This window comes from Flavobacterium daejeonense DSM 17708 (genome assembly GCF_000425425.1).
GTDB lineage: Bacteria > Bacteroidota > Bacteroidia > Flavobacteriales > Flavobacteriaceae > Flavobacterium > Flavobacterium daejeonense.
Map to the genome: position 1 here is coordinate 1 of NZ_AUDK01000018.1, position 17,920 is coordinate 17,920.

General features: G+C 33.9%; 13 protein-coding genes. 2 read left to right on the forward strand and 11 right to left on the reverse strand.

The annotated features are described in order from the left end of the window. From H599_RS19700 to H599_RS20370, 6 genes are all read right to left on the reverse strand, one after another. Positions 1-1,277: hypothetical protein (locus tag H599_RS19700; RefSeq protein WP_035141591.1), on the reverse strand; the 1,277-nt coding region annotated here is incomplete at its 3' end. Positions 1,278-1,692: 415 nt separating this feature from the next. Then, positions 1,693-2,697, reverse strand: coding sequence for an FAD:protein FMN transferase (locus H599_RS0112525; RefSeq protein WP_026714449.1), 1,005 nt, complete (start codon positions 2,695-2,697; stop codon positions 1,693-1,695). Positions 2,698-2,719: 22 nt separating this feature from the next. After that, positions 2,720-4,894 carry a PepSY domain-containing protein gene (locus tag H599_RS0112530; protein ID WP_026714450.1) on the reverse strand — a complete coding sequence of 725 codons (2,175 nt, stop codon included), beginning with the start codon at positions 4,892-4,894 and terminating at the stop codon, positions 2,720-2,722. A 15-nt stretch (positions 4,895-4,909) separates the two neighbouring features. Then, positions 4,910-5,392 carry a DUF2271 domain-containing protein gene (locus H599_RS0112535; protein ID WP_026714451.1) on the reverse strand — a complete coding sequence of 161 codons (483 nt, stop codon included), beginning with the start codon at positions 5,390-5,392 and terminating at the stop codon, positions 4,910-4,912. 4 nt (positions 5,393-5,396) lie between these two features. Then, complete coding sequence (locus tag H599_RS0112540) at positions 5,397-6,923, reverse strand: ankyrin repeat domain-containing protein (RefSeq protein ID WP_026714452.1); 1,527 nt, start codon at positions 6,921-6,923, stop codon at positions 5,397-5,399. A gap of 234 nt (positions 6,924-7,157) precedes the next feature. Continuing rightward, positions 7,158-11,846, reverse strand: a complete 4,689-nt coding sequence (locus tag H599_RS20370) for a LamG-like jellyroll fold domain-containing protein (RefSeq protein WP_051590740.1) — start codon at positions 11,844-11,846, stop codon at positions 7,158-7,160. A gap of 1,095 nt (positions 11,847-12,941) precedes the next feature. Here H599_RS20370 and H599_RS0112555 point away from each other — a divergent pair. Further along, positions 12,942-13,664, forward strand: coding sequence for a DUF6088 family protein (locus H599_RS0112555; protein WP_026714453.1), 723 nt, complete (start codon positions 12,942-12,944; stop codon positions 13,662-13,664). Next, complete coding sequence (locus tag H599_RS0112560; protein WP_026714454.1) at positions 13,661-14,638, forward strand: nucleotidyl transferase AbiEii/AbiGii toxin family protein; 978 nt, start codon at positions 13,661-13,663, stop codon at positions 14,636-14,638. The genes H599_RS0112555 and H599_RS0112560 overlap by 4 nt, the downstream gene beginning before the upstream one ends. Before the next feature lie 98 nt (positions 14,639-14,736). On the opposite strand, the gene H599_RS19715 is transcribed toward H599_RS0112560, so the two are convergent. The 5 genes from H599_RS19715 to H599_RS21425 all read right to left on the reverse strand — a co-directional run bounded on the left by H599_RS19715 (position 14,737) and on the right by H599_RS21425 (position 17,827). Further along, positions 14,737-15,654: a DUF6371 domain-containing protein gene (locus H599_RS19715; RefSeq protein ID WP_262493892.1), complete on the reverse strand. Its 918-nt coding sequence runs from the start codon at positions 15,652-15,654 to the stop codon at positions 14,737-14,739. A 60-nt stretch (positions 15,655-15,714) separates the two neighbouring features. After that, a complete protein-coding gene (locus tag H599_RS0112570; protein WP_026714455.1) occupies positions 15,715-15,915 on the reverse strand; it encodes a hypothetical protein in 201 nt (66 codons plus the stop codon). Then, complete coding sequence (locus H599_RS0112575; RefSeq protein WP_245600520.1) at positions 15,915-16,841, reverse strand: AAA family ATPase; 927 nt, start codon at positions 16,839-16,841, stop codon at positions 15,915-15,917. Before H599_RS0112575 ends, H599_RS0112570 begins: the two co-directional genes overlap by 1 nt. Before the next feature lie 189 nt (positions 16,842-17,030). Continuing rightward, a complete protein-coding gene (locus tag H599_RS0112580; protein WP_026714457.1) occupies positions 17,031-17,525 on the reverse strand; it encodes a hypothetical protein in 495 nt (164 codons plus the stop codon). 8 nt (positions 17,526-17,533) lie between these two features. Then, positions 17,534-17,827, reverse strand: a complete 294-nt coding sequence (locus H599_RS21425; protein WP_035141595.1) for a helix-turn-helix domain-containing protein — start codon at positions 17,825-17,827, stop codon at positions 17,534-17,536. Positions 17,828-17,920: the final 93 nt, after the last annotated feature.

Consider the following 17,920-nt stretch of genomic DNA (forward strand, 5'->3'; position numbering starts at 1 on the left):
GTCACAACAGAACAATTATCGGTAGCAGTTGAACCATCGACTAAGTTTGGAATAGTCACCAAGCAATTGGCATCCAGAGTTACATCCTGATTGGTTTCCGGAGTTAAAATTGGTTTTTCTATATCACTTATTGTCACCGTAAAACTACAGTTTACAGCCGCATTTACTCCGTCAGAAGCGGACCATGTTACAGTAGTTACCCCTTTGTTGAATACTACTCCGGCGAGAGAAGTTCCGCTTCCGGTAGTGTCTCCACTCAGAGCATAAGTTAAAGAAGTTACCGCACAATTATCTGTAGCAGTAGCGTTGAATTCAGTTTCATCAGCCGTATAGGTGCAAAGATTAGCATTGGTGTTTCTATTCGCATTAGAGGTAATCGGACAGTTAATAATTGGCGCCTGAGTATCTTCAATAATAACTAAATTAGTAACAGTATTAGAAAAGTTAATTCCGCTAATATCTGTGGAAACTGTAAATGATATTAAATAATTTCCGAAAATAGTTGGTGTAAATGAAGTTGAGGCTAAATCGGAATTATTTGATAAGATTCCGTTGGCAATTGTAATGGGATCTCCATTTGGATCTGTAGCAGTCCATTGATAGTTTACAGTGCTACCGGCCGCTCCTTCATAATGTCCTTCTAAAGTTATTGGTTGGTCTTTACAACTTGTAGCATTGGAAGGAGGTAAATTTATAACTGCATTTATTGTTCCTCCTGAGGTTGCTATTTCACCAAAGGTTACATAATCACTGGAACCTGTTGTTTTGCAAACAGCATATACATTATTACCTATTAAAATTTCATCGTTATGGGTACAGCTTCCGCCAATTGTCCCTCCGTTTTTTATCTCAATATACGGACTAGGGTTAGGAGAAGCTCTTAGTGGCAGATTTAAACTTATTTGTGGACCATTAAAATTTAATACTCCACCATCTATAAATAAATGTAATGTTGAAAGTGTAATATTAAAAGGGGATGGAGGATTTAAATCCAATGTACCATTAACAATTACACTACCCATTTCTGCTGTTGTCAGATTTGAAGTAATGGAAATAGTGTTTCCGTTGGAAATAGTTACCGTATTAGTAGTTCCTGTATTTTCTCCAGGATAAAAAGTAGCGGAATCCCAGTTTGAAGTAGTACCATTATAAACTTCCCATGACGAAAGTGATTCCCAATTTCCGTTTGCAATAGATCTAAAATCACCAGTATTTTGAGCGAAAATTTGGATGAAATTAAAAAACAGGTATAGAATGAATAAGTATTTTTGTTTCATAAGTTTAGTGATTTAGATTCAAAAAATAACTTTCAATTATTTTACAAGGCTCTTATTTTATTTGTTTTTTGAGCCGAAATATTTTTAGATAGAGACTTATAATTAAATGTTCTGTTCTTAGGAAAAGTCGAATGTTTTTAGAGTTTAAAAACTCAAAAACAGCAGGGATCATTTGTTCGGGAATTACCGTTTCGGTAATAGTGGTAAAATTAAAGAATAGCCATGTTTTATTATACTTTAATCGATGAGGTGTAGGATAACTCGATTAAGTACAGAAATTTAGAAGTCAGTAGATTTGAAAGTATTGTTTTACTTTATTTGAGTTGAAAAAAGAGATTTTTAATACTTAATAAATTGTTGGTTAATTTCAAATGAAGAGTTGAATGAAATTATTTTTTGAAGTAAAAATTTTTAGTTATCTGTATTTTTTTAACAGTCGTTTCGGGAAGTTTTTAGAGAAGATAGTTTTGCCCGAATCGGTAATCATCATAAAATAGTAATCCGGAAATTGATTTAAAAATGGAATAGCAGCTTTTTTGCCCAAAACCATAGCCGAAGTACTAAAACCGTTAGCAGTTTCAGCATTGGGGCCAAAAACAGTAACACTGCACAGTCCGGTTGAAGGATATCCGGTTGCGGGATTAATAATGTGCGAATAGCGTTTGCCGTTCAAAACAACAAATTTTTCGTAAGAACCCGACGTGGTAACTGCTCCTTGTTTTAAAGGCATTGTAGCCAGAATTTTATCGGGATGAAAAGGATTCGTAATACCAATGTTCCAATGTTTACCGTTAATTTGCGTTCCCCAAACACTCATATCGCCGGAGGCATTTATAATACCCGAATGGATTCCTTTAGTAAGCATCATTTCCTGGCATTTATTAGTTGCATAGCCTTCACCCAAAGCGCCAAAACCAATTTTCATTCCTTTTAGTTTTAGGAAAATTGTCGAATGAATGCTGTCGAGAATAATGTTTTTATAGCCCACTTTTGCAACCGATTTTTTGATAGCTTCCGGCGAGGGCATTTCGGTCATGGAACCGTCAAATTTCCAAATTCTGTCCATCGCAGCAAAACTAATATCAAATGCTCCTTTAGTAATTTCAGAAAGCTGCAAAGCTCTTTTGGTTAATTCGAATACTTCTTTATCTACTTTTACCGGACGGATTCCCGCATTTTGATTAACTTCAGAAACCTGAGAAGTTGGTTTCCAATCGGAAATCAGGTTTTCAATCCGACTGATTTCGGCAATGATACAATCTATGTTTTCTTCGGCGGTGAGCGAATCTTTTGCTACAATACTAATATCAAAGCGTCCGCCCATAAGTAAGGTGGTTTTTTTTCGTAAAATTTGAGCCTGACAAGTGAAACTAATTAATAAGTTTAAAAAGAAAATTATATTAAAGTGTTTTATTGTCATTGGAAATTAAAAAAAGAATTGCTTAATAACAATCGGTCAAAAGTTGTCCTTGTGTTTTGTAGTAACTAAGTGGTGTGTGGTTTATGGAAAGACAAATTTGGTCTAAAACTTTTTCAACGTCAAATAGCATGGCTAATGCACCGCAAATCATAATAATGCCACCGTTTTTTAATAAATCGGCAAAGAAATCAGCGTCCATCTGAATCAAATCCATTACATAATGTTTGTCTGCTTCACGAGAGTAAGCCAAATGGAAATTTTTCAGATGTTGTTTTTGCTGCATTTGCAAAGCAAAATCCTGATAATGTTGGGTGATTTCGGTTTTTTGGCGAAAGCCGGAATACAAATGAATTTCGGTTTTTTTCTTGTTTTGTTCAATCATTCCCAAAAAGGGAGCAATTCCGGTTCCGTTAGAAATCAGTGCTACTTTTGTCGCTTTTTTAGGGAAATGAAACGCATGATTGTTGATTATTTGTGTTTTGATAACTTCGCCCGCTTTTAAATTAGATAAAAAGCCGGAACCTAATCCATTCGGGTGTAATTTTACAGCCAGTTGAATGTTACCATTATGTTTCCCGATGGAATACAAACGTTCCTGATTGTCATTGGCAGGATAAATGGCTAATAAATCGCCGGAAGTAAATTGGCTTCGCATTCCAGCCCTTAGAGTCAATAAAAAAGTCTGTTCGTTTTCTAAAACCATGGTTTTGTCCAAAACCATGAGTTGTTGCAAACCTTTTGGAATATGATTATAAACGGATGGAGTAGTACTTAGCGAAATTTCGGTTTTAGCGCTCCACAATTTTACCCAGTTTACAAATTCTACAGCCGATTTATCATTTACAGTTTGTAATTCTAAAAAGCGATGAGCCCATTTTTGTTTTTCTAAAATCGAATCTATTTTTCGGGCAAAACCGCAAAAATCCGGATAGGATTTGGAACCAAAACCAATTACCGAATAATTTACAGCATTTGTTTGCGGATATTTGGCTAAAAGCGATTCAAATTTATTGGCATTCGAAGGCGCATCACCCAAACCGTAAGTCGAACTAAAAATCAATAAATGTTCGGCTTTTGGAAAGTTTTTATAATCGTTGAGTTGTGTCATAAAAGCTTTTTCACCTTGCTCGGTGAGTTGTTTCAAAATGGCATTGGCAAAACGCAGCGAACTTCCGTTTTCTGAACCCACTAGCAAAATATATTTACTTTCTTCGGCTTTGAATTTGTTTTTTATGCGGCTGGCTCTTCTTTTGAAAGTCATCGCAAAACCCGAATAGATAAAAAACAAAATGTTTAAAGAAGCTAATCCAAGTACAAAAGCCCAAAAAGAATTGGCTCTTCCGGTGTGTAAATCCAAACTTAATTCGGACAATATTTTTGTAGTCGGGAATAATTCTTCCGAAATTATTTTATTCGAATATTGTTCGACTTCTATTTTTCGGTCTTTTAATTCGAAAGTGTAATAATCTTCGGAATCATCCGAAAAAGGGAATTCTATTTTTGTGATTTCAGCAAAAGAAGTTTTTTTGAAATCAAAAGATTTTTGTTGTGGTTTCGAATTTTCTGTTTCAGTTTTATTTTCATTTTCAAAAAGATGAAAACGGTCCATAGATAAATAAGTCCCGGAAAGAGCCAAAATTAAAATGGGAATCAAAGCCAGTCTTCCAAAAACCACGTGGTAATATTGAGCAAAATAATCTTTGATGATTTTGGAGAAAAAATTACGGATTCCTTTTTGTCTTTTTAAGACTAATACAAAACCGGAAGTGGAAATAAGTAACAATAAAAAGGCGTTAATTCCAATAAAAAGACGTCCTGTTTCGTGCAGAAACAGCGAACGATGCAAACTGGTAATCCAGTTAATAAAATCGCTTTTTTTTTCGGGTTTACCAATTATTTTTCCGTTTGTTGGATTGATGTATGCATTAACATCGTTCCCGTTCTTATCAATAGCCTGTAAAGTAACAAACTGATTGTGGTCGATACTGATTTCGGTTATTTCTGGATATGTTTTTTTTAGAATTGGCAAAGTTTCTGCCAATGTTATATCGTTGAAATTAGTTACCCGATGAGACGGAATTTTCTCCTGAATAGCATCTACTGCGAGGATAATTCCTGTTGCGGCAGCCAGAAATAAAAATGCAGCAGAAAATACCGCCAAAGTAAGGTGGGCGTATCGCCAGACAGAAAGCGTCATTTAAATAATTTTGGATTATAATTTACTGAATCGTACATAACGAATATAGCCTTTTCCTTCCGTTTTGTCGGCTAAAGCCGCAGTGGTCAGAGGCATTTCTAAATCGGAAACATGGTATTTTTGGTCTTCCACTGCCGATTCAAAACGCAATTTATATCCGCTGTTGATTTTAGAATCCTCAATTTCGATAGTCGTAATGCTTCGGTCTCCTCCGGTTACTGAAGCTCCGGTAATGGCACTGATATTAGAAGGTTTTTTAGAATAAAATTTATGCCATTCTTTTAAGGTTTTGTACCATTTTTTATCGTCGCCCATAACGTAAAGTGTTTTTTCATAAGCACCTTTGGGATTGATTAATGAAACCACTACATAAGCGCCTTCACCCATGTAATTAGACATTTGCAACATGCATTTGTATTTGCTGCTTTGAGCGAAAGACTGGAAAGAAATAAGGCAGATAAAAGCACTCAAAAGCGCTGTCTTAAAAATTGAATTCATGGTATTATTTTAAAATTTCGATGGAAATATTGTTTTTAGATAAGGTTTCGTTTTCTTTGGCTAAGTCGTAAGCACTTTCGTCAAAATCGGTTTTGATATCTTTTTTGGCACCATTGGACAATAAATAGTTTAAAATGTTGTCGTTTTTTGCAATCATAGCAGCTTTGTGCAAAGCAGTTAAACCGTCTTTGTTTTTGGCGTTGATATCGATGTTAACGGCGGCTAATTTTTTCAGCAAAGTTATATCATTTTTCAGCACAGCAAAATGATATAAAGTATTTCCGTCCTGTTGAGGCTGAGAAAGATTCAGTCCATTTTGTTGCAACAGCTTTAATTTTTCTGTAAAAGGATCTTCTTTTGCAGCCGTTTCGCCTTGTGGTCCGCGTGCATTCATTTCACGATCCCCCATTTGTGGACGATAGGATTGAATTAAGTAATATCCTAAATTGTTGTTGTCTTTGTCGGTTACCTTGATATCTGCTTTTTGTTTTAACAAAAGTTCCACAGCTTTCGGACTTCCGTTTTGAATAGCTAATGATAATGCCGATTCTCCTTTGGCATTTTTAGCATTGATATCTTTGGCTTTTGGTAATAATAATTCTAAAGATTCGGTGTCTCTACCCGAAGCGGCGTTCATTAAAGCGGTGTTACCATCGTTATCCGCTTTATTTGCATCCACTCCTTTGCTTAAAAAATAATTGATAATCTCTGTTTGATTGGATTTACGAACCAGATTGTGTAAAACCGTTTCACCCTCTTTTGAAACCGCTTTAGGATTCAGTTTCAATTCGTCTATTAAATATTGGTACACTTCTAATGTATTTGCTTCACGACGAGAACCCTGTGAGGCGATAAGTAGTGCATTATCGGTATATTTTACTCCTTTTTGTACTAATGTTTTTAAAAGTTCGATATTTCCTGTTCGGGCGGCATAATCAAATGCGGTTGCTCCGTTGGCATCAGTGTCTTTCAAAGAAAGCCCTTTGGAAATAAAATAATTGGTTAATGTCAAATCTTTATCATTTGGGATTGCCAATAATAAAAGAGTTGTATTGTCTTTGTATTTTTTCTTTGGGTCTAAACCGGCTTTAAAAAAGGCTTCGTAAACGACCGTGTTTTTTTGACCATTATTTGCTGCAAAAGTAATTGGAGTTGTGCCATGACTGTCTTCCAGATTGATGTTAGATCCTTTGGCTATTAAGTAATTTACAACTTCAGCATTTCCTTTATTGGCGGCCCAATGCAGGTAAATACGATTGTCATGCGTTGGTTTATTAACGGTATTGCCGGGTTGGTCTAATAAAAATTTAATTGTTTCCGTTGGCGCATCGCTGTTTATAGCATAAACCACTGCGTCAAAGGCATTTCGTGTACTTTCGGAAGGATTATTTCCTTTGTCAATTTCTGTTTTTACAGCCTTAACATCCGGAGCAGATTTCCAGAAACTTTGTTCTAAAAGTGTATTTTTTTGTTGGGCTGTAGCCAAAAAAGTAGTAGCCAGCGCAAGGGATGCAAATAGATTTTTCTTCATTATTTAGACATTTTATCGATTAGATAATTATTAGTTGTTTTGGTTTAATTTAATTTTCTATTTAGAATAAATAAAAATAAGTAAAAGTAAAAATTAAAAGAGAATATTTGTTCCTGAAGGAAAGATTTTTTTATAAAATTTTTATAGTCATTTTTCAAATAGAAATAAGTACTATAAAAAAAAACGTTCTGATTTTATGGTCAGAACGTTTTGTAATTTTACGTTAATTATCAATTATTCGATAAGGATTTTTTTAGTGAATTCACCTCGGGTTGTTTCTACTTTTACGATATAAACCCCCATTTTTGTTTTCTTGATATGCATCTGGATGTTAGATTGATCTCTGTTTTCCTGAATTTTCCAGTTTTCAATTTCAATTCCGGAATCATCATAAAGGCGAACTTTAGTAACGCTGCAATCTTCAATACGATTATTGATATTGATGAGGTTTGTTTTTTGAATATGAATAATGTCAATTTTATTAGCTTTCAATTGTTTTTCCGTCAGTTTGTCTTCTTCCTCGGTTGTTTTGGAAAAACGTAAAGCAAATTGGCTGTTGTTAGTTCCTGTTGCTACATTGATTTCAAAAGGAGTGCTTCTGATATCATTGTAAGTGTTGGTGGTGGCATCGTAAATATAAACGCCTTGACTGCTGTCGAAATTTTCAATATCATCAATCATGAATTTGATGGTTCCTTCGGCATCTGTTTTAATACCAATCGGGTAGGAAGCATATTTGTTAAAAGAACCTACACCCTGAATGACAAATTGGTCTTCACCGATTAGGAAATACATATCATTTGGAATGTTGTCAAGGTTGTAGGCATCATAACCAAAATCCATTTGGTCTGTGGCTTTTTCATCCATAAAACCTAATAAAATTTGACGATGATAATCATTTCGGGAGTTAAAACCTAAACGGATTTTTTTGTGATTTTCATTTACAACTTCATCATTATTGTTGTTTTGCCACAATTGTTTGGTTTGAGTTGTAATTTTATACATCACGTTCGAATTTGCAGCATCGTTTTCTTTATGGAAACTTCTTTGATTGTTGTTGTAAGTAATAGTTCCGCTTCCGTCAGGTTTTCCAATGATAAAGAATGCCTGTCCAACAGGGATAAAACGATTAGGAATTCCGCGGGAAGGAGTGCCTAATTTGCTGATATAATCCACATTGGTGGAAGAAGGTGCTACCCCTCCGGTAAGGTTTCGGGTGGCATAACCGCCTTGGTAATCCCTTAAAATATGAGTATTGTTAGTCGCATAATGTTCCCAATAATAAATAGTTCCATTCATGGAATTCGCATTATCATTGATGAAAACTTCACTATCTAAAGAAGACGGATACGGATTTCCGGCTAATAATAATTGATTGGCAGAAACCGTGTTGGATGTGATCGCTCCATTGTTTGGTTTTCCAACAAAAGTATAGTTTTGCGTACTGCTTGCAGCTCCGCTTCCTTTCATGGTGTAACCCTGTCCGACTCTTATAGGAGAATTTTCGTTGAATTGCACCCAATTTGCGTAAGCATTGGTATAATTATCAAATTTGAAAAGCCAATATCGGGCAAGACTAATAGGAGTTGTTGGCGTACCATTATAACCGCCAATCCATTTGATATTTTGTGGCGTACTGGTGGTACCGTCTTTCATAACGCCACCTACTGTATAGGTTACATTATTGGTTGTGGTATTTATGGTTCCAACAGGTGAACTCCAATAATTGTAGTTGTACAAATTGGATTGTCCTTGTTGGTCTCGTTCTAGAGAACCAGAGCTGTTTACGTCTAAATCGCTGTCGAGAGTTTGAATTAATTGTGATTTTCCAACCAAATCAATTTTTCCGTCTAATTTTAAATAGCTCGAAATTTCAATTTTAGAATCATTGTTGGCACTAATAGTATTGCTGTTTACTAATAATCCTAAAACCGTTTTATTTCCCGTTGAACTAATATTGTGGGATGTTTTTACAATATTCCAGTCGATAGGAGTCGAATTGTCAATTCCTAGGCTATATGGAGGATCCCAAACCTCATAATTAGTCCAGGTTTCATCAGTTTCCCAGGCTCCATTTGCTCCGGATGTATAAGGAATTGGCGCAGTGTCCGGTTCCGGAAGATAAATTCCTTTGAGTTTTCCGTTATTATTGTTTCCTGATTTGTCAACCAAATAGCCATTGCCAATGTCGTCGCTATTGTTCATTTGATAATAACCTGAGAGATTACTCCAGTTTATACCGCTGATATTTTTGGGAACAATTACTCCTTTTACATCATTGCTGCCGTCATTTATAATTTCCTGATTCATCATACGACGAATTTGATCTTCGCTTAAAGTTGTATTCCATAAGCGAAGTTCGTCTATCCATCCGTTAAAATAATTATATGGAACATCTGTATTTTGACTCATTGCTCCAATAATGAAATCCACACTGTTAGTTGACGGATTGGAACCGGCAGCCGTTTTTTCTAAAATACCATCAATGTATAAATTGTAATTAGTTCCGTCAAAAGTAAGGGCAACATGGTACCATCTGTCCGTATCAACGCTGTTTGTGCTTGTAACAGCGTTGTTGTTCCAATAAAAAGCTACTTTGTTGTTTACAATTCTTAAATCATAACCATCCGTAGCTGTTGGACTAAGATGTTTGGAAAGAATGGTTTGGGTGTTGCTGTTAGCAGCATTGGATTTAATCCAACATTCGATACTGAAATTACCGCTGTCGAGATTGAATTTGTTTTTGAAATTAATATTGTCATCGACTCCGTCAAAATTTACCACATTACAAAGTTCAAAAGTAACTAAAGCATCATCGGTAGCGCCACAATTGGTTGTCCAGCGAAGGGTGTAAGTTCCAATGTTTGTACTGTAGAAAGTAGATGCAGGACTGTTGCTGTCAGAGAAAATTTCTCCTCCTCCCGCAGGACCGCTCACGATAGACCAGCTTCCTGTACTTCCTGATTTAGCGTTTAGTGTTACTGTTTCTCCGCCACAATAGGTATTTTGGTCAGGTCCGGCTAAACTTATCCAACACGAACTGGCATCGATAGCCACTTTTATCGAACCATCTATAGGCAAATGACAACTGGTTTCATCATAGCCCTGGAAGAAATAATTGGTAAACGAAGAACCCGAAGTAGCTCCGGTTCCGGTAATTGTTCCTGTTTCCAGAGAAACTTCAGGATTACATCCGGCACTTAACAGAATATCACAATCAGTAGTTACAACTAAGTCAAAACTTAAATCGGCATAGATGTATTCCGGATGTCCGGCAGTAATAGGTAGGGTTTCTAAATCCCAGATAATTGAATTAGTACCCGAATCATAATGAGGTATATTGCTAGTTGTAAATCCGTTATAGGTATTATAGGTAATATTAGTTCCGGTGCCAAAAATAGCTGTTGAAGGAATTGGAATGGAAACAATGGTATTGTTAGTTGCTTCTGTTCCTTCGTTTGTAATATTTAGCGAATAATTGATGGTCTGTCCTGGTAAAGCGTTTAAAACCGGAGGATTGGTAACATTGTTAATAGAGTTAACACTAATTAATCCTTGAGGGTCTGGTACATAGGAGTCCACCGACATAGCAAAACCAAAAATCGAAAATTTATCTAAACTGGAACCATATTTGAAATTAGTCGAAGTTTGACCATTAGCTATATTAGCATTTCCTGTATTTGGAATGTTGAACATACTTAAGTCGATTCCGGTATTGTTTTGTAAGTTTGGGTTTCTGGTATTTCCTCCGGTTAAAATGGAAGAGTTGTAGAAATTATTTGTTATATTTCCGGAATGTGATAAACTTACATAGTTTGTAGTGTTAAGTTGTTGTACTTGTAAATAATCCCCGGTTTTTGCAACGTCACCTTCACTAGCCATAACTCCCAGTTTCATATTTACCTGACCAGCATTTACCGCCACGAAACCTGAAATCGGAATATCACCCACAAATGATCCATTTTCATTGGCATACCCATCAAAAAGAGTGACTGCTCTACTGTTCATCAATGGGTTTTCATAAATAACAACCATTCCCCAACCTCCCGAATATCCAGGCGTAGGACCTGTTCCTGTTTTTAGGGCTATATCAGCGACTGTATAAGTTCCTAATCCATAAGTTTTTACGTAGTCGGTTATTTCTTTGTAACCAACATAAATTCCGTCATCACCGGAACCCGGATACCAAATATCAGATGAACTGGCTGTAATTGTCGTATAAGAAGCTGCTCCCGGTCCTTTTAATGAAACTATTTTTTTATCATAATTTTTTGTGGTTGTGGTATAAGTAGGGATTGTCCCAGAAACATTCACATAGGCTGATGAATAGGTTTGAGAATCCTGGTTGTTTAAATTGGTTGCAGTATTTCTAATTAATTGATTAATTGTGAGGTTAACAGTTCCATCGGTAATGATATATGGAGATGAAAGAGTAGCTGTAGCTGTTGATCCTGAAACAACAATGCTGACTGGATAATTTGTAGAAGAACCGCCATTTATAGAAAGAGTGACCGTCGATGAATTGGTATATTCAAATACATAGGTGTTTCCATTTCCTGAAAAAGTATATGAGGGGTATTTTCCTCCTGAATTCACAGATGCCACAGTCATATTGTAGTTTGTGTTTGCAATACTTTGATTATGCGTAACTGTCAAATTATTATTTATAGCTTGTGTGCCATTTTGAACTTGCTTAGAAACTGTAAAGGTATCTGCATCATCCGATTTTCCGGTCCAATACAATCCAGCGAATAAAATGGTAGAACATGCTGGGGTTGCGCCATTTTCTGTAGAAAGTTGTAAATCGGCAGAAGAAGAGTTCCAGGTGTTTGAATCTCCATCAACGTCCACGTAAATCATTTCCCCATCATTATCTGTTGTAACACCATAATTTTTCAGCGTTAGGTTAGTGTTTCCTAACATAGTAAAATCACCTTTTATATTATAAATGGTCTTTGTGGGTGTTGCTGAAGCTGTTCTCTGAGTAAAAGACTTTCTTACTTGAGCTACTGTTTTAGTTGATAAAACAGGGATTAATAATATCAATAAAAGAAGCAGTATATATATGTTTCTTTTGCTAGAGTAGTTTTTTTTCATAGTCGTATGGCAGATTTGGGGTTGCTATATTCTATATAAAATAGTTTTCTAAAAGTAGAGGGCTAATTCTCTAAAGGTAAAATTACTACAATTTTTCATAAATAAATCGATTAAGTGTAAAAAACATCGATTAAATGCGTTTTTTATATAAAAAGTAGGATTATAATTTCTTTTTTTTTGAATTGTTTGAGGTGATGTTGTCTTTAAGTTTAATAGTTGGAAATGAGTGGTTTATTTTTTTCTTGGATTTGTAGTTTGCTTATGAGAGTTAAAATATGATTTTGTACTAATTAGATGGGCAAAATGAGTTTTTAAAGAGGGGAGTTTTGCTAAGTGTTTTTGAGAGAGGAGTTTATATTTTAAGGTGTTTTTTTGAAAAAAAATGACGACTTAAAAGTCAGATGAAAGATTGTTTTTAGGAAAGTATTTTTCAATAAAAAAGCCTTAAACAATTGATGTTTAAGGCTTTGTTTTCGTAGCGAAGACGGGAGTTGAACCCGTGACCTCAGGGTTATGAATTCGATTAAAAAATCGAAAAATCCCATGAGATCTACACTCTTACAGCGCTTAAAATTTTATAAATCGTGTACGGAATAGTGCACGTTAATAATTAAAATTTTAAGCTAAATTAATAAAAATTAATGAATGTTAATTCACTTATTTTTGGTAAGTATAAATTTGATGTAAGTATTGATTGAAAAACGAAATTTGAGTTGAATTTATATAAAGAAGAGGATCTTGAATTCGGTAGAAATGGATTGTAAAAAGATAGAATTATACAAGAAAAGGGATGAGAAGCATATCTTTATCCTTGGATAAGGATATGCTTCTCAATGGTAAAAATCAAATTTATTTTGAAAATGTCCAGTTTTTTTTAAAATAAACTGGACAAATTAATTATATTTGTATTCTTAGTAAGTTATGAAAACATCTGAATATATATCGTTTACAGTAGATAGGCTTCCAAAAGGATATGTATTCACCTATTCTGATTTTGTTACTGAGGTGAATAAAAAGGAAGCAGTCATAAAAGCACTCAATAGAATGGCTGAATCGGGGAAAATAGCTAAACTGGCTAAGGGTAAATATTATAAGCCTGAAAATACTCCTTTTGGTAAGCTAGAACCTAATCAAGCTCAGATTGTAAAGGATTTGATGGAAAGCGATGGAAAATTAACAGGTTACTTAACGGGTTATAGTGTGTATAATCAATTAGGGCTTACAACACAGCTTAGTAATACCATTCAAATAGGAAAAAACGAAATTCGTTCTGCTTTTCAACGGGAACGTTATATGATTTCGTTTATTAAGCAAAAGAATACCATTACGAAGGAAAATATTCCATTGTTGCAATTGTTGGATGCTATTCGTTATATAAAGAAAATTCCAGATAGTAAACCCGAATTATCATGTAAAAGATTGTTGGTAATCATCAAAGCTTTGTCGGATAAGGATAAAAGTACAATGGTGCGTTTAGCTCTTAAATATCCACCTGCAACAAAAGCACTTTTGGGAGCAATGTTGGATGAATTGAACGAAAATACTCTTGCGGATGCACTTTATAAAACATTGAATCCTGTTACTAAATATAGATTATCAGTTGATAAAGTACTGACCCAAACTGAAAAATGGAATATTATATGAAACTACACGAGAACAAACAACTTTTTAGACAAGCCGTTCAGTTTACAGCGCAACAAATGAATATTCCGGAAATATATGTTGAAAAAGATTATTGGGTCACTTTTGCATTGCATACCATTTTTAATCATGACATAGGTAAAGACACTATTTTTAAAGGAGGAACAGCCCTGTCTAAATGTTTTAATTTAATAGAACGATTTTCGGAAGATATAGATCTTGTAGTATTAAGGCATGATGGAGAATCCAATAATAAGCTAACGAATAAAATTAAAAAGATTAGCGAAGTTATAAATACAGTGTTACCAGAAGTAGTAGTTGAGGAAGTTACCCATAAAATGGGAATGAATAGAAAAACAGCTCATACTTACGCAAAGGAATTTAATGGTAATTATGGTCAAGTAAGGGATGTTATTATAATTGAAGCTACTTGGTTGGGATATTTTGAACCCTATACAACAAAAAGCATCAATTCTTATGTAGGGAATATGATGATTACTAATGGACAATCTGAAATTGCTAAAGAAAACGGATTGTTGTCTTTTGAAGTATTGGTACTAGAATCGGTACGAACCCTTTGTGAAAAAATAATGAGTCTTGTACGCTTTTCCTATTCAGATAATCCTATTGAAGATTTAAAGAAAAAAATCAGGCATGCTTATGATCTACATCAATTGCTACAACAAAAAGAATTATTTGAGTTTTTTCATTCTGTAGATTTTGAAAAAATGTTGCTAACGGTAGCAAAAGATGATGTGATAAGTTTTAAAAACAATAATGAATGGTTAGTGAATCATCCTGTTGATGCAATTATTTTTAAAGAGTTGGATAGGGTATGGGATGAATTAAAGGTAACCTATACTTCTGATTTTAAAAATTTGGTTTATGGTGATTTACCAAATGAAAAGTATGTTCGAGAAAGTTTAAAAACGATTGAAGAACGATTAAGGATAGTCATTTGGGATGTTAAAATATAATTACTTTTTGGGTCAACCAATATTTATAATCTCATTATGCTCATTATCCAACAAGTCAAAAGACCTGATTAAAGTAATAATTTCAGGATTTATTTTAGCTAGTCTATGTACTTCAATTTCTGTTTTTGAATATTGTTTTGAGGAATAATTGACTTAGTTTTATTTCTACTTTCGATATAAATATCAGCTAAATCTGTGCCTTCTGGTAGATCTTTATCCTCGATAAACCGACTGCATTTAATTTTAAATCCCTCCTTTTGTAATTGTAATGCTGTTTTATTCCAATCATCAAATTCTGATTTGTCCGGATAAGCTAAAATGGAAAAACCTTTTATAGGCAAAAGCATTTTTTTACTAAAATTGCCTTTTCCGCCTGTTGCCATCCAAATGTAATTAGGTAAAAACATACTCATTATTAAAGCTGTTTTCTCAGCTTCGACAATAGCTATTTTTTTGATTGTGGAATTTGTTGTCAAGTGCAATCCAAAAAGACATTGTTCTAATTCATAGTTCTCTAATTTCAAAAGTTTATGAACCCACTGAATGTGACTGTAGGGTACTTTGATTCGTTTACCAGTTTTATCATCGTAAAGCATTACTTTTCCTGCCCTTATTTGGTTTTTAGAATCGATTTGCCAAAAAACAGTTGCACCTTTCCAGTACTTTGAAGTGCCAATTCTGTATTGTGTAATAGCTAACTGAATTTCCCCTTCGGAAAAGTAGTATTCCAAAAATTGAATCAAATTGTTTTCATCAAAATTCCTACTACTTAAATTCAAAAAATCGCTTTGTATAGTTGAAGCTGTTCTTTGGATTATTGGCGCTATAAATTCTGAAATCACTTGGTTTTTATTTGGAGATTTGTGGTTTTTGCAACTAGATGCTCTGTCACACCTACCGGATCCGTCTTCTAAATATTCTTTAGTCTCATTATCTACATATTTCACAAATCTTTTTTTGCCACATTTTGGGCAAATAAACTTTTTACTGGATTTGTCTAGTGAATATTTATACACTTTTTAATAAATTATTCGTAACGCTCGTAACATTCGTAAGAGCTACGAACTTTACGAATGTTACGAGTTTTTGAATTTGCTAAATTGAGTTTGGATTAAATAGGCAATCATTTCTCTTTTTTCAATTAGTTTTTGATGATCTTCGGATAATAGTTTGTCTAAGTCAAGTTTTTTGTTTTCTGCTGCTAACATATCTAATAGTAGTTCACGTTCCTTTTCAGGAAGTGCCATTATTATAGGATATATTAGTTTTGCAGTCATTATAGATTTTCAGCTTTTTTTATTTTGTTTCGAACAGTTCCTTCGCTTATTCCAAGTTTTTCAGCAATTTGAGTATTTGGTAAGCCTTGTTTTTTCAGAGCTAAAATATCATTCAATTGCTCTTCGTTATTTCTGGGTTTCAAATGATCCATTTCATTCTCAAAACCAACAAAAGCAAATTCTAAGAAGTTTGTTTCCTTCACAATCTTACACACAATTATGTTTTGGGTATCATATAGTAATTCAGTATTTCGTTGTTTTATTTGTTTGATATATCTCAATCCTGTTTCTTGTGCACTCTCGCCAATAGCAAAACAACTGTCACAAAAGTTCATTAACATTTTACTACCTGAGAGATCATTTTTTGTTAACGGTTTTGATGCATCTCGTTTGGGTGTATGAGCTAATACTAATATGGATAAATTGTATTTTTTCTTAATGCTATTTAAAAATTTCATTAGAGGTAAAGCATCTTTTGCTTTTTCGGTATCGGTTTTCAAATAGGTTAAATTGTCAATAACTATTATTTTGGCATTTTGGTCAATGATGGCTTTTTCTAGTGAATGACATAAAAACTCGTCAAAATATTTGAATTCAAGAGGGATTTCTTGTTCAGGATTTATCTCAACACGTAATAGATTTGAGCTAAAAATATAGTGCCCTGAATACTGGTCAGAATACCTGTTTTCAATTTGTTTGTCTGATAGTTCAAAATCAAAATACAAAACCTTTTGGGCAGTTATTTCCATTTTGAAACCTATGATACTAACCCCTTTACTTAGCATATTTGAAATTTGTAAAGCTAAAATTGATTTACCTAAGTTGGTATCAGCAAACAAAATACAGATTTCATTTTCATACCATAATTCGCTAAAAAGCATTTTAGGAATTGGACGGTTTTTTGCTTCCTCTATCCATTGATTCATTGGTTTTACGTTGAAGCAATTAGATGATGTAGTTGTTTTGAATTCAGGATTGTTCAAATCTTCTTCAAGGTCTTTTTTAAAAGCCTCTGTATGCTCGGATATAGGTATAATTTTAGTGTTCATGCCTCCTGTTTTGATGTATTACAGTTTGTATTATAATTTGTATGACAAACTGTAATACAAAGTGTATTACAAATAGATTTTGTTTTCAAATGCCTTGTTTCTGATAAAATCCTTTAAAATTTCATAGTCAAAAACGTCATTAGTACATAATTCACAAAACTTAAATTGATTATTAGGTGAATCAAATTCATTGATGTATCGTTGAATATCAACAAAAACTTTTTCAAATTCCTCTTTTAAGTCACTAGGGAAGAATTCATTTGCTATTGCTTTTAATACAATTTTTTTAATTTCCTCTAATTCGTTTTTAGTTCCAAAATGTTTTGGGGATCTAATTTTTTCAAACATCCAACTGATTAGGTAAATAAATTCGATACTAGTATAAAAATTGATGCCATGAAGGGTTTGATTGTCAATTTTGTTTCTATTTTGTTCTTCAAAATAAAGGCTTAGAATTTCTCTAGCATTATCGGACAACGATATCTCTTTTTGAGTAGAATCGTCGGTTAGCTTATCTCTCAATTTTTGAGAAATACGCACATTAAGAATAACTGATTTCATAATTATCGTTATTGATTTAGATAATTTAGAATATCACTTTTCTTAAATCGAATAGTTCTTTTGATTCTTGTAAATGGGATAATACCTTCCTTGCGAAGTTTCCATAATGTGACTTCACTACAATTTAATATTAAGCATGATTCTTTTACCGAAATCCAGTCTTCCAATAGGGTGGATTTTTCGGTAGTAATATGTCTGTTGCTTTCTAATAGCAGGAGAGTTCTTTGTTGAAGTGTTTTGAGTTCTTTTACCTCTGATTGAAGGTTCTCAAATGATTGTAAAAATTGCTGTGTTTTCATCATTAAGTTTATTTAAAGTTTCTTAATGCAAATTTTAGAAAACTAGAAATTTGTTTTGTCGGATTCCGTCGGATTCGGGAGGATTTTGTAAGATTC